The sequence below is a fragment of the Halobacillus litoralis genome, from assembly GCF_009856415.1.
In the GTDB taxonomy this organism is placed as follows: Bacteria; Bacillota; Bacilli; order Bacillales; family Halobacillaceae; genus Halobacillus; species Halobacillus litoralis_C.
The window spans coordinates 18,175-31,797 of sequence record NZ_WMEZ01000007.1 but is presented as its reverse complement, the minus strand read 5'-3'; the positions used below and the strand labels follow the sequence as shown (position 1 = coordinate 31,797).

Annotated in this window: 15 protein-coding genes; 2 read left to right on the top strand and 13 right to left on the bottom strand. The window is 45.2% G+C overall.

Annotation, left to right across the window (positions count from 1 at the left end):
- Positions 1–76 precede the first annotated feature (76 nt).
- Entirely contained in the window at positions 77–739 is a 663-nt protein-coding gene (locus GLV98_RS15465; RefSeq protein ID WP_160916850.1) for an O-methyltransferase, read from the top strand.
- A 36-nt stretch (positions 740–775) separates the two neighbouring features.
- Here the strand turns inward: GLV98_RS15465 and GLV98_RS15460 are convergent, their stop codons facing one another.
- From GLV98_RS15460 to GLV98_RS15405, 12 genes are all read right to left on the bottom strand, one after another.
- Positions 776–1,582: a protein phosphatase 2C domain-containing protein gene (locus GLV98_RS15460; RefSeq protein ID WP_237417162.1), complete on the bottom strand. Its 807-nt coding sequence runs from the start codon at positions 1,580–1,582 to the stop codon at positions 776–778.
- Positions 1,583–1,587: 5 nt separating this feature from the next.
- On the bottom strand, positions 1,588–2,145 hold the full coding sequence (locus GLV98_RS15455; RefSeq protein ID WP_160916846.1) for a GNAT family N-acetyltransferase: 558 nt from the start codon (positions 2,143–2,145) through the stop codon (positions 1,588–1,590).
- Positions 2,146–2,250: 105 nt separating this feature from the next.
- On the bottom strand, positions 2,251–3,225 hold the full coding sequence (locus GLV98_RS15450) for a quinone oxidoreductase family protein (RefSeq protein ID WP_160916844.1): 975 nt from the start codon (positions 3,223–3,225) through the stop codon (positions 2,251–2,253).
- 11 nt (positions 3,226–3,236) lie between these two features.
- Positions 3,237–4,022: an enoyl-CoA hydratase/isomerase family protein gene (locus tag GLV98_RS15445; protein ID WP_160916842.1), complete on the bottom strand. Its 786-nt coding sequence runs from the start codon at positions 4,020–4,022 to the stop codon at positions 3,237–3,239.
- 16 nt (positions 4,023–4,038) lie between these two features.
- Positions 4,039–5,799: an acyl-CoA dehydrogenase family protein gene (locus tag GLV98_RS15440; RefSeq protein WP_160916840.1), complete on the bottom strand. Its 1,761-nt coding sequence runs from the start codon at positions 5,797–5,799 to the stop codon at positions 4,039–4,041.
- Positions 5,780–6,508: a 2-phosphosulfolactate phosphatase gene (locus GLV98_RS15435; protein WP_337193762.1), complete on the bottom strand. Its 729-nt coding sequence runs from the start codon at positions 6,506–6,508 to the stop codon at positions 5,780–5,782. Before GLV98_RS15435 ends, GLV98_RS15440 begins: the two co-directional genes overlap by 20 nt.
- Positions 6,509–6,524: 16 nt before the next feature.
- Entirely contained in the window at positions 6,525–7,586 is a 1,062-nt protein-coding gene (locus GLV98_RS15430) for a phosphotransferase family protein (RefSeq protein ID WP_160916836.1), read from the bottom strand.
- Positions 7,587–7,598: 12 nt separating this feature from the next.
- Positions 7,599–7,997: an acyl-CoA thioesterase gene (locus GLV98_RS15425; RefSeq protein WP_160916834.1), complete on the bottom strand. Its 399-nt coding sequence runs from the start codon at positions 7,995–7,997 to the stop codon at positions 7,599–7,601.
- A gap of 12 nt (positions 7,998–8,009) precedes the next feature.
- On the bottom strand, positions 8,010–8,882 hold the full coding sequence (locus GLV98_RS15420) for a 3-hydroxyacyl-CoA dehydrogenase family protein (RefSeq protein ID WP_160916832.1): 873 nt from the start codon (positions 8,880–8,882) through the stop codon (positions 8,010–8,012).
- Entirely contained in the window at positions 8,872–9,450 is a 579-nt protein-coding gene (locus GLV98_RS15415) for a TetR/AcrR family transcriptional regulator (protein WP_160916830.1), read from the bottom strand. The genes GLV98_RS15420 and GLV98_RS15415 overlap by 11 nt, the downstream gene beginning before the upstream one ends.
- Before the next feature lie 28 nt (positions 9,451–9,478).
- A complete protein-coding gene (locus tag GLV98_RS15410; RefSeq protein WP_160916827.1) occupies positions 9,479–10,258 on the bottom strand; it encodes an SDR family oxidoreductase in 780 nt (259 codons plus the stop codon).
- 4 nt (positions 10,259–10,262) lie between these two features.
- A complete protein-coding gene (locus GLV98_RS15405) occupies positions 10,263–11,474 on the bottom strand; it encodes an acyl-CoA dehydrogenase family protein (protein WP_160916825.1) in 1,212 nt (403 codons plus the stop codon).
- Between the two features lie 1,064 nt (positions 11,475–12,538).
- Between GLV98_RS15405 and GLV98_RS15400 the strand changes: the two genes are divergently transcribed.
- Complete coding sequence (locus tag GLV98_RS15400) at positions 12,539–13,099, top strand: CotY/CotZ family spore coat protein (protein ID WP_160916823.1); 561 nt, start codon at positions 12,539–12,541, stop codon at positions 13,097–13,099.
- A gap of 38 nt (positions 13,100–13,137) precedes the next feature.
- On the opposite strand, the gene GLV98_RS15395 is transcribed toward GLV98_RS15400, so the two are convergent.
- On the bottom strand, positions 13,138–13,620 hold the full coding sequence (locus tag GLV98_RS15395) for a hypothetical protein (protein WP_160916821.1): 483 nt from the start codon (positions 13,618–13,620) through the stop codon (positions 13,138–13,140).
- Between the last annotated feature and the right edge of the window lie 3 nt (positions 13,621–13,623).

Genomic DNA, 13,623 nt, shown 5'->3' with positions numbered 1-13,623 from the left:
TGATGCACCTTTTTGCTCGTTTTTTTAATGAAGGAGGATTACACTAGAAGAAACTTATACATTAGGAGTGGTTTGGTTGAGTAACCTGGATACTTGGAAGCAAGTGGATCAATACTTTATCGATCAATTAATTCCCGCAGATCCTGTCATGGAGGACGTGCTAAAAGCAAACGAAGAAGCTGAGCTCCCTTCCATCGATGTGTCTGCCATCCAAGGAAAGATGCTTCAGCTGTTCGTGAAAATGAAAGCCGCGAAAAATGTATTGGAAATTGGTACACTGGGCGGATACAGCACCATCTGGATGGCGAAAGCCTTACCTGAAGCTGGTCATGTCACCACACTAGAATTCAACCCGAAACATGCGGAAGTGGCTTCCAGGAATATGGAAATGGCCGGAGTGAAAGATAAGATAGAAGTGATTGTCGGTCCCGCACTTGAGTCTCTGCCCACTTTAGATGGGCATGAACCCTTTGATTTTATTTTTATTGATGCGGATAAGAATAATAATCCCCACTATATAAAAGAAGTTCTTAAGTTATCTAAGCCGGGAACGACGATTTTAGTAGATAATGTCGTCCGGGATGGAAGACTGATCGACTCAGAAAGCAAGGATAAGAGTATTATGGGCATACGAGAGATGTTTGACTTATTGAATAACCACCCCCAACTGGATTCAACCGCGTTTCAGACAGTTGGAAGCAAAGGGTATGACGGCTTTGTCCTTGCGGTCGTAACATAAGCAACCAAAGTAAGTGCACCTTACAAAAAGGTGCACTTACTTTAATTTGATCCACACCGCTGTTCTGTCATCAATATGGAGAGAATGTTTATGGAGATGATCCGTCAATTCATCAACATAGGTCTCCAACCCTGCTTCCCGGATTCTAGCATACGTCTCTTCAAGTGTAAGTTCCGGATGAAAGAGACCATCAGAAATAAGTAAGAGGCTCTGGATCCCTTTCCTATCTATTACTCCTTGATCAAGATAGTCCATCACTTCAGGCATTCCATTGGCAACGGTATAGCCGCCTTCCACATTCGCGAGCCGTCGATTATAGCGGAGCTTGTTCATTCGTATATCATAATAACTTTCAGGAGGTATTTCCTCCCCACCCTTTCGTCCTTCCGCGCGTTTTTGCTTCGCCCTTTCGCTAATTCCTTTGACAGAGTCAGTTGTGACAACAGTAAATTTACCGTCCTCACCTTCTACAAGAACCATAGAATCCCCTAGTTGGACATAATGAATGTGGTCATCCATGACTTTAACAACAGCCACGCATGTGGACCAGCGTTCTTCTCCGAGGTCTGTCTGGACGGCATACCTTTCCATTTCTTCCTTTAGATGAAGGTTCGCGTCTTCTACCGCTTTTGATAACCCTTCTCCACCCTTTAACTGCTCCATTTTATTTTTGAAGATTTGTGCGGCTAGGTAGGCTCCATTATGACGTGATTCATCCTCAAAACAGACGAGCGGAGTAGCCCCATCTAAAACGCCATAAATACTCGCTTCTTCGTTTAGAATAAAGGCATCTTCACACTCCTTTTTTACCGGACTCTTTTTTTGGATATGTTCCACAGACATGACATTCAAGTGATCTCCTCCTTCTTCAGCCACTCCTCTTTCAACATTCCGTATACCACATGGTCTGTATATTCATCATAAAGTCTGGCTGCTTGACGGATGACACCTTCCTGCTTAAAACCCAACCGTTCCGGCACTCCCCTGCTCTTTGTATTCTGAGATGCCGCTCGAATTTCGATACGGTTCATACCTAGTGTCTCAAACGCATAGTCGAACAGGACGCGACAAGAACGTGTAAGCAGTCCCTTCCCTTTGTAATCGGCTCCCATCCAGTAGCCGATGCTTGTCACTTTGTTTTTCTCATCGATTTCATGAAAGTCAACGACGCCCGCAATGTTTCCCTGATAAAGAATACAAACGGTCAGTCCGTTGTTTTCTGCATACCTGCGTAAACTCATCTTTATGTAATTTCTTGTATCTTCGACCTCCTTCGTAAAATGGATCCATGGAAGCCATGTCTTTATGTGATCCCTGGAACGATCGGATAGTTGAAATAGCTCTTCCGCATCGCGGTGGTCAATCATTTTCAGTGATAAATCTACATCAATTCTGTGCTCAAACATTCGTCTTCTCCCCCTTTTTATCTGTGGTCACTTGTATTCGACAGAATCCCCCCTTCTTCCTGCAAAAAAAGTACGACAGAACAAGTCTGCCGTACTTTTTGTATATTATGGCTTTAAGACCAGCTTTCCTTTTGTCTTTCTAGCCTTCATAACCTCATGTACATGGGCCGCTTCCTCTAAATCAAACACCCCACCAACGGTCAACTTCAATTCCCCGGACTTTATCATTTTCAATAAGTGATTCAAGCTTTTTTCAAAAAGGACGGGTTTTTTCATGATCTGCGGTAAAAAGAATCCGATCACCGATAAATTGCGATTCATTAGTCCAGAGGGATACATTTGAGCTGGCTCTCCACTGGCCACCCCATAAACAACCACTCTGCCGAATGCTCTCATGCATTTAACGGTCTCGTGGAAAATATCGCCTCCAGCCATTTCCAGAGCCACATCGACGCCCCTTCCATCCGTCGCCTCTAATACTTCTTCACGCCAATTCGGATGCGTGTAATTGATCGCATGATCTGCCCCTAAATCGCGGGCCAGCTTCAACTTTTCTTCCGAGCTTGCTGTCGCAATCACATTTCCTGCACCGAAATGTTTAGCTAGTTGGACGGCTAGGGAACCAACTCCCCCAGCCGCTGCATGGACTAGTACGGTTTCCCCTTTTTCCAACCTCCCCATGGTTGTGAGAATATGGTAGGCGGTTAAGCCTTGTAAGGGTAATGCAACAGCTGTTTCATCTGTGACTTCGTTTGGAATGGGAATCAAGGTACTCTCATTCGTTTTCACGTATTCGGCATAGCCCCCTGAACCAATGAGGGTCACGACACGATCGCCCTTAGAGACACGGTTCACCCCTTCGCCAACTTCTTCCACGACACCAGCGACTTCTGCTCCAGGAATAAAAGGAAGTGGTGTAGGTACGACATACGACCCTTCACGCCTTGCTGTGTCCGCATAGTTCACCCCAATAGCATGAACCTTGAGAAGAACTTCCCCTTCGCCAAGTTCTGGACGATCGACATCCACTTTTTCCAATACGGAAGGTCCACCATATTCTTTAAATTGAATTGCTTTCATCGTTTTCCTCCTCATTTCCCTACAAAGTTAGGTTTGCGCTTTTCCTTGAATGCCTGCACACCTTCTTTATGATCTTCCGTTGAAACCATCATGGTCTGCGTTATTCTTTCCTGCTCAAGAATCGTGGCTAAGTCTGAGCGGTCGGCCTGATCCACGATCTTTTTCATCATTCCCATGGCTCTGCCCGGACCTTTGGAAAGAGCAAGAGCATAGTTCATCGCCTCTTCTTCTAAATCAGCTAGTGGAATGACACGATTGACAAGTCCCCATTCAGCAGCTGTCTCAACAGGAATCGGTTCTGCGCGGAACAGCAATTCTTTCGTCCGGTAAGGACCTAATAATCTTGATAAAAAGTAATGCCCGCCACCGTCTGCAACGAGTCCGACTTGTGCAAAGCTAAGCACAAATTTGCTTTCTTCCCCTGCCAAAATCTGATCACAGGCAAGCGCAAGGTTGAATCCAGCTCCTGCTGCGTATCCATGGACCACCGCCACTACTGGCTTGGCTAAATCTTTGATTTTCAGAATCAATTGATTTAGTTCCCCTACATGGTCATACAAGTGTTGGGCATCAGCTGTCCCCATGGATTTCACATCTCCCCCCGCTGAAAAAGAGCGGCCAGCTCCTGAAAGCACCACAACTTTCACATCATCATTACGTTCAGCTTCAGCTAAGGCCTCCTGTAGACCTATGATCATTTGATCGGAAAAAGCATTCAATGAATCCGGCCTGTTTAATACACAGGATAATACCGGGCCCTTAATATCGACAGTTAAGTGATCATTACCTAGTTTCATAATCGTCATCTCCTTTTTATGATCCATACTGGCCTGCAGCAATCATTCGATCGGCAAGCTTACGGTTTCTTTCCAGCGATCCTTCCCATTGATATTCACTTAGAAGCATTGGGATATGACGCAATGTTTGAACACGTTCCTCCCCTTGCAAAAGCGCGGATAATAGCTGCGTGATTGAACGCTGTACGTCCAAAGTAGACTGTTCAATTAGCGTATAGGTCATCATTTCTTTTAATGGAAGGCTCGAGTCTTTCGCATGTTCCGCTTTTCTTGTCCTTAACACCGCGGATTCAACCCGATAAATTTCAATAGCAAGATCAGCAAGCTTCATTAATATCTCTTGTTCTTCCTGAATCCCTTTTCCGTACGTTCGGTATGCGGCCCCTGCACAAACAAGGTATAAATCCTTGAATAAAGCTACGGCTTCCTGCTGTTTCTCTGAGCGTTTATAACCACCGTTCTTCAAAGAATACTCCGCTTTTTCCATCAGTGATGCTGCATCAAATTCTTCTTTGGCTGCTTTTTGAAAAAAGGCCCCCGGAATCAACAGACGGTTAATTTCATTGGTTCCTTCAAAGATCCGGTTGATTCTTGAATCTCGATAAGCTTGTTCAATTGGATATTCCTTGATGAACCCTGCCCCGCCATGTAGCTGCAACGCTTCATCTACCACTTCGTCCAGCGTTTCTGATCCGGTGACCTTACAAATGGCAGCTTCTAGCTTATGCTCATTCATCGCTTTAGCTGTGGCTAAACGATCTTCTGAATCATAGTGACCATGAAGCGAAGCCTCTATATGACCAGCTGTTCGATAAAGCAGAGATTCCGTACCATAGATCCGTGCGGCCATTGAAGCGAGTTTTTCTTTCGTTGCCGGAAATTCTGCGATGCTTCTTTTAAACTGTTTCCGTTCTTTCACATGGGTGATGGCTAACTGGAAACTGTATTTCGCTGCTCCCAAGGTGGCAAACCCTAAATTAAAACGCCCTAAATTCAGAACGTTGAGAGCGATCAAGTGACCTTTACCAATATCCCCGAGCAAGTTTTCAACCGGCACCTCACAATCTTCCATCACTACTGAACAAGTCGAAGAACCTTTAATTCCCATCTTCTGTTCTTCTGGTCCGATAGAAAGCCCCGGAAAATCCTTCTCGACAATAAAAGCGGTAAAATGCTCTCCATCTACTTTTGCATAGACAATAAACGTATCGGAAAAAGCGGCATTGGTGATATAAATTTTGGTTCCGTTCAAGAGATAGTGGGTACCTGTTTCATTCAGCACAGCGGTCGTTCTTGCGGAAAGGGCATCTGATCCTGCTTCCGGCTCTGTTAAACAATAAGCCCCTATGTACTCTCCTGATGCGAGTTTAGGCAAGTACTTTTCTTTTTGCTGTTTTGTACCGAAATAGGTGATCGGTAATGTAGCAATACACGTGTGGTTCGAATGCGCAACACTATAGCCACTCGCGTTCCCCAATGCTTCACCGACGATCCCTTTACTGATCTTATCCAAGCCAAGTCCTCCATAGTTTTCAGGGATACTGTGACCGAGCAGCCCTAAATCGCCGGCATGACGCATTTTTTCCGCTACAAAATCAAAATCCCCATTCTCAATCCGCTCTCTATGTGGGTGGATTTCCCGGGTAATAAATTGTCGAGCAGTGCCAGCCATCATCTTATGCTCTTCGGTTCGGTCTTCCGGTGTAAACACTGCCTCCTCTGAAACCTCTGAAATCAAAAACTCTCCACCTCGAATGTTATGCTGAACTGGTTGCATTTTTACCCTCCTTGATTTGTCCGCTTTCACGGTCATACATTAATATAGAATCGAAAAAACCTTCCTCAGCAGCAAAATCAATTTCTTTAGGATCCAGCCCGGCATGGACAAGTAACTTCCCAATCCTGCAGGTTCTTAATAACTCTTTTGCAGCACCACTTCCTTTATAAAACCCGAGAGCCGTTACCGCTGCATCGGAGAGTGCCCAGTTGCCCTTTTTTTGCATGTGATAGACTAAGCTGCCGACACCATAAAAATCCTCAACCGTAAATTTCCCACTTGACCCTGCACAGACGAGGACAACATCTTCCCCTTTATGATGATCTGCCATATGAGCCGCCATCGCTGGATTGTTCAGAAGAGAAGATGCGTATAGTGAAGATGCTTGTCTTGATTGATGTAAGGCAACAGTTCCATTTGTCGTCGTCAAAATCAGATGTTTATCCTGTATGATCGACTTCAAGTAGGTTCTCAGTGGTGGTTCGAACCCATCAATCCTTCTCCCTTTATCTTCTCCGGCCATAACGAAAGGATCTTTGAATTGTTCAGCTTTTTTCCGGGCGTCGTCTGCGCTGAATACAGGAATGACACTGGACGCGCCATCTGCGATCGCTGCTGTAATGGTCGAGGTGGCAAATAAAACATCAAAGACGACAACCACTTTCCCTTTCAGCTCTTCTGGACGTATATCTTCTTTCTTAAAGATCACTTGGACTTCCCCCATGCTAGAGACCCGCAGTTTCTTCCGCATGACGGATCAACTGATTGACGAATACGTGCATCCCTGCGAACCTCGGATCCTTGGTTTGACCGTTTTTGTATCGATAATAGATTTGCTGGACAATCCCCGCCAGTTTGAAATAGGCGAATGTCAAATAGAAGTCGATGTCCTCTACGTCACGACCACTTTTTTCTGCATAGCGGTGAATGAATTCATCTCTTGTATAGAACCCTTCCTGAACAGTGAGAGGCGGCTTTCCTAATCCCGTTTTCAGAAGTTCTGGATCGTCTTTCTGAACCCAATAGCTCATGGCAGCACCAACATCGGCCATCGGATCACCGACTGTCGTCATTTCCCAATCAAACAAACCGACCATCCGCGAAGGATCATCCTTGCTGAACATGGCATTATTCAATTTGTAATCATAATGAATGATGGATGTATCTTTAGATACCGGAATATGATCGGCCAGCCACTTTTTCAAACGCTCTCCAGAAACCACATCATCGGTCCTCGCTTTTTCATACCGCTTAATCCATCCATATACTTGCCTTTCCATAAACCCCTCAGGCTTGACCATATCTTTCAAAGAAGTGTTCCGGTAATCCAGAGCATGAAGCTGTGCTAACCGATCGACCATGGTTTCTGATAGTTTCCTCCCTAGTTCTTCTGTCGCTTCCACACCTTCAGGATAGGTGTGATCAAATACAAGTCCCTCTCTGCGTTCCATGAGAAAAAAAGGACGTCCAATCAGATTGCCAGATTCATAGAGATAGGGTTTAGGTGCCAACGGATAGACCGGATGTAAGGATTGAAGGACTTTGAATTCACGTTCCATGTCGTGTGCCTTTGGAGCGACCGGTCCCATGGGAGGACGGCGTAAAACCGCTTTCCACTCATCATTCACTGACAGTTCATAAGTCAAGTTGGAGTGACCCGCCCCGAACTGCCTGATTTGCATGTCACCAGAAGGAATGTCCAACTTTCCCCTCAAAAAATGTTCAAGCTTGTTTACATCGAGCTCCTCCCCTTGACGGACAGGCCTTGTATCTTCTGTATAAACCATGAAGAACCTCCTTTATTTTGCTACCATTTGATAGGATGACAAGGATTCTTTCATCTCAGAGTTCAATGCAACACTTTGCTGTTGGTCAAAGTCGAATTGAACAATGACCGACAATCCCTTGGCCACCAGTTCCCCCGATTCTTTTTCATACATATCCTGCTCTAAGTGAAAGCTTGAGCGCCCAATTTTTACGACATGGCTGCGTATGATCAGCGTCTGATTGAAATACACCTGCTTGATGAAATCACACTTCGTCGAAGCAAGGATGAAGTTCCAATCATCTCCTACAAGCGTCAGGTCATTAAAAAATCGAATGCGCGCATCTTCCATATAGACAAAAAAGTTGTTGTTGTTCACGTGCCCCAATAAATCGGTCTCACAAAACCTGACATTCACTTCTATTTCATGCATCCTTCATCCTCCTCAACTTTTCACAGGGCTGTCATAAGTGTAAAAACCCTTCCCTGTTTTACGGCCAAGCTCTCCTGCTTTCATTTTGTCTTCTAATGTTTTAGATGGGCGGTCATTTGGATCGCCTGTTTCTTCATACTGCTGCTGCATGACGTAATAGCCGACATCTATCCCCGATAAATCCATCAGTTTAAAAGGTCCGATTGGATGGTTCAGCGCTTTTTTCGCTATTTTATCGATATCCTCATAATCGGCGTATCCACCCTCATACAAGCTCATGGCTTCTTTTTGAATGGCGAATAAAATACGGTTGGCGATAAATCCCGATATTTCTTTTTGTAAAAGCACCGCTGTACGATTCATCTCTTCGCATACCTTCATCGCCACCGCAGCCGTCTCTTCTGAGGTGTGTTCTCCTTTGACGACTTCCACACAGTCCATGACGAGTGGTGGGAAGAAAAAGTGCATATTGCACACCTTTTCAGGCCTTGACGTGGCATCAGCAATCAATGAACTGACGATGGTCGAAGAATTAGTCGCTAAAATCGTATGGGAAGGAGCGTACTCATCCAATTCTGCGAACACTTGCCGTTTTACGTCCAGTTTTTCCACGACAGCTTCAATGACAAGGTCTGCATCTGAAACCGCCTGTTTTAGTCCTGTTGTGAAATGAAGGCGGGTAAAAGCTTCTTCACGAGCGGCCTGAGAAATTTTTTCCTTCTTCACCCACTTATCCATAATTCCTGCCAGTTTCGCCTCTGCCTTTTCTAATGATTCCTGGCTGATGTCCTGCAGCTTCGTTTCATATCCAGCTAATGCACCAAGCATGGCAATTTGATGGCCCATGCTGCCTGCTCCGACAACCGCTAATTTGTTAATGGTCATTGGTCTCCTCCTCAATCCCTTTGAAAATCATCTGCATATACAAATCAGTCAAAGACTCTTCGTTCACTTCTCCATCTGGTTCGTACCAAAAATAACTCCAGTTCGCCATCCCAAGGACAGCATAAGATAGCATGTCTGCACGCAAGTCTTTCTTGAACTCTCCAGCTTTCATCCCTTCTTCCAAAACCTTTTGGATGTTTTCTTGGAATTGTTGGCGCTTCGGCAGAATGATGGCGGTCTTCTCTTCACTCAGGTGTCTCATTTCTTGAAAAAACACGAGTGCACTATGACCGTTCGTGCGAATATTATGGATCAACAACTCTACGATTCTATTCAACTTTTCACAATTGGAAAGATCTTCGTTAGTAATGATTTTCTCTTGTCCTTCCAGAAGATGATCAATGAAAGATTGGTGAATGTGAACGAGCACGTCTTCTTTGTTTTTGAAATAGTAATAGAATGTCCCTTTCGTCACTCCATTCGCTTCGACGATGTCCTGGATTGAAGTGCCCTGGAACCCCTTTTTACCAAATAACTCTATGATTGTGTCCATCATTTTTTCTTTCATGTCTACCGTCCTAACTCAGCAAAATCTATTAACAGGAAGCGTGCATGCCACCGTCGACAACGAGAACGTCTCCGGTTACATAATCCGATGCTCGGCATGCCAAAAATAGCGCGGCTCCTTTTAAGTCTTCCTCAGAACCAAATCGTCCGAGCGGGGTGCGATCAAGTATGAAATCTCCACCGTGCTCAAGCACCCCTTTTGACATTTTCGTAGGGAAAAATCCGGGAGCCAAGGCGTTCACCTGAATGTTGTGCATGCCCCACTTCACGGCAAGATCCTTCGTAAAAGTGATGACCGCACCTTTACTGGCATTGTAACCGACCGTCTCCATAAACCTCGGATCCGCTCCGCCAAGTCCAGCAACAGAAGCGATGTTGATAATTTTTCCTGAATTCTGCTTGACCATATGCTCGCCGACCTTCTGGGACATTAGGAATGTTCCAGTCACATTAACGTTCATTACCTTTTGAAAAGCTTCAAGCGGCATTTCAAGTGTCGGCGCGCCCCACGTGGCTCCACTGTTGTTGACCAGAATATCAATCGCACCGAATTTGGCTGTTGCTTCCTCTATTACACGGTCGATATCTTCAGGGTTCGTCACGTCACACCCGAGCGCCAGGGTCTCCACACCACATTCATTCTCAAGCCTGAGCGCCGTTTGTTCACACGCCTCTTTCTTACGGGAACAAACGATGATATTCGCCCCTGCTTCCGCAAGACCTTCAGCAATTTGTTCACCAAGGCCACGTCCCCCTCCCGTAACCAATGCGGTTTTCCCTTTCAAATCAAAAAGATCTTTTACATGCATGGTCTCACTCCTCATATTTGGATAATTCAAGTTTAGCGATTTGCCTCCGGTGGACCTCATCCGGGCCGTCTGCCAGCCTCAGTGTTCGGGAGTTCGCCCATTGAGCAGCTAAGGTGAAATCATCACTGACTCCTGCACCGCCATGTCCCTGGATCGCGCGGTCAATCACTTTTAACGCCATATTCGGGGCGACGACCTTAATCATGGCGATTTCTGTTTTCGCTTTTTTATTTCCGACCGTGTCCATCATATAAGCGGCTTTCAAAGTAAGCAGGCGTGCCTGTTCAAGTTCAATCCGGGAATCAGCAATCCACTCCCTCACCACCCCTTGCTCAGCTAATGGACGATGAAAGGCTTCCCTGTTTTGAACGCGCTTACATAAATCCTCAAGCGCTCGTTCCGCTGCTCCAATTAACCGCATACAATGATGGATTCTTCCAGGTCCAAGACGACCTTGAGCGATGGCGAACCCTTTCCCCTCACCCCAAATCATGTTTTCCTTCGGTACACGGACATTGTGGAAATCAATTTCCGCATGTCCATGAGGAGCATGATCGTATCCGAACACAGGTAACATTCGTTGGATATGAACGCCTTCTGTATCCATAGGGACAAGAATCATTGACTGTTGTTCATGACGCTTGGCATCCGGGTCCGTTTTCCCCATGAAAATGGCTATTTTACACCTTGGATCTCCTGCTCCTGAAGACCACCATTTCCGGCCATTGATGATATAATCGTCTCCATCTCGTGTAATGCTTGCCTTAATGTTTGTAGCATCAGAAGAAGCCACATCCGGCTCGGTCATTGAAAAACAGGATCTGATCTCCCCCTTCAGAAGAGGATCAAGCCATTCTTTTTTTTGAGCTTCACTTCCATAGCGGGCAAGCACTTCCATATTTCCTGTATCTGGTGCGTTGCAATTGAAAACTTCGGGACCAATAAGCGAACGGCCCATCATCTCGCAAAGCGGGGCATATTCAAGATTCGAGAGACCGGCTCCATATGTATCATCAGGTAAAAATAAATTCCAAAGCCCTTCTTCTTTCGCTTTTGATTTCAGCTCTTCCATGATAGGTGGCACTTCTGAAAAGCGGTCTTTTTGTGCATTTAATTGGTCCTCATACACCGACTCATTGGGATAAACATGTTCATCCATAAACCGTTGCAGCTTTTCGAGGTAGCCTTTCACCTTATCGGAATAATCAAAGTTCACCTTTTTTCCTCCTTCTTCACAAAAACATACCAAACGGTTAGTATGCATCCATTTTATACCTACTATTCTGAAAATTCAACAAAAAGTGAATGATTATTCATATTTTCAGGTTGTATTTCTACTATTTAAAAGAAAGCTCCCGCTTGTGGAAGACTCAGTTTCGAGACTTTTGTGTGAGCTTAGGGGCTGCGGGAAAAGGTTCGCTTTCCATGGGGCGGGCGGTGAGCCTCCTCAGGCTACGCCTTCCGAGGTCTCACCTGTCCCACACGTCCCATAGGAGTCTCACCGTTTCCCTCCGCCCCTTTACCATATAAGTGTCTCGAAACTCCTCCCAAAATAAGCAACTTTCGAGCGTAATAGAAGTTGCCGGAATCACTCTTAAAACAGCAACACTTGTATTCTGATGATTGCTATAGGGCCCTTTTCAACTAGAAAGGACTTGTTTTGGAAGATGCTACTGTGTATTTGGTTTCGTTTCTCACCTACTTCATTTGGGGTGGTTGGGAAGCTGCGAGACTCCCGTGGGAGAAAGGAGATAGGTGAGATCCCGCAGGACGTAGTCCGAGGAAGCTCACCACTCCCCACAGGAAAGTGTTCAAATGCGGAATCGCCCTGGTAGCCACGACTGTCATAAGCAGAACAGCAAAGGAATGTGCCTTTTCATTCCTTTGCTGTTCTGCTTATGACTCGAGTGTCTGGGCGATGGAGCTGGACGAGTAGCTTCCCAGCCACCCCTGACGCACATCCCAAGAAACGACCCCCGAAACATATCGAAATCGAGTCTTTCACAATCCTGCCATTATGGGTAATAAAGAGAAATAAAAAAGATGCCAGTGTACGCTGGCATCAGACCGTAGGGAAATTTTCCATGGCGTGGCAAACCATGAACCTTGAGCTTTCATGAGCTCTCAGTACTATAAGGTATGTCTTCTATCTCTTATTGCCTTGGCGTTCACCCACAATTTTTACAAACTATGAAGATTCTTAGAATAATAGGCTCCTATACAAGCACTCGCTATGAAAAGCCATAGAATGTAAAGAAAAACAAAGAAGGAGATGTTTTTATGAGTTGTAAAGGAAAAGATAGCAGCTGTGTGCGCGATGTCATTAAAGAGATCATTAAAGCACAAGACGAAGTTGCTGCTTTGATGGATAATGGGTGCTGTGATGTCAGCTGCGACCGTTCCATCCGTGATTTGCTGTCACCTGCTGCCGAAACACCGCGTAACACAACGGTCCCTTTCATTTTGTACTGCAAAGATTGCAAGCCATTCATCGGTAGTGGTGTCATTCGCAAGCAACTAGGAATGTCTGAGAACACTTTCCTTGATTGCTTGAGCTCACCAATCTTCAGAGCAAAAAAATTCACGAACGATGGAAAATGCGTCAAGTTGGAGCTGTTGATCCCTGTAACTATGGGCGGTTCACAGCCTGGACCATCCGGTGGTGGAAAGCAAGTATGTGATTACTTCCCTGGAAGTTCTGTGCGTAACCTTCGTGCGACAGGAGTCTGCATTACTGTAGACCTGGATTGCTTCTGCAGCATTACATGTCTAGAGCCGACGACTCCATTGATGGCTACACGTCAGGAAATGGACGACGCAATGTCTCAATTCGAAGATTAATTTAAAAACGTGCATGGAATCTTATTCCTGCACGTTTTTTACATAATAGATACACGAATAGGATAATAAGCGCGCGTGATACCTCCATCAGCGTCCTCCCATTGGACACCGATACGATAGACCTTTTTAGAACCATCCAAACCATAGACTTCAAAACTCGTTCCATCTACGGTTCTAGTTGTCACCGAATTTGAATCCATTTTATCGTAGAAGACCACATCTGGGTCTCTTGTTGAGAAATTAAACATGATCTCTGACCCACGCTCCAACTCATACTCTTTTATTTCCATCTCTTTCTCTAATTCAGAGATGGAATGTTGTTCTTCAGAAACGGAGCAATTTTTCTCGTGGATACAAACGACTTTACCCATCAAAGGATGAGATTCTCCTCTTATTTCCAGAGTGATCTCTTGAATAGTGTCTTTTCTAAGAGCCTCCTGCTTATCATTTCCATCCCCAATAAAAAGACTTACACTCCCAAGGATCGCTAATAACGCGAGGATTATACCATATTTCTTCATAAA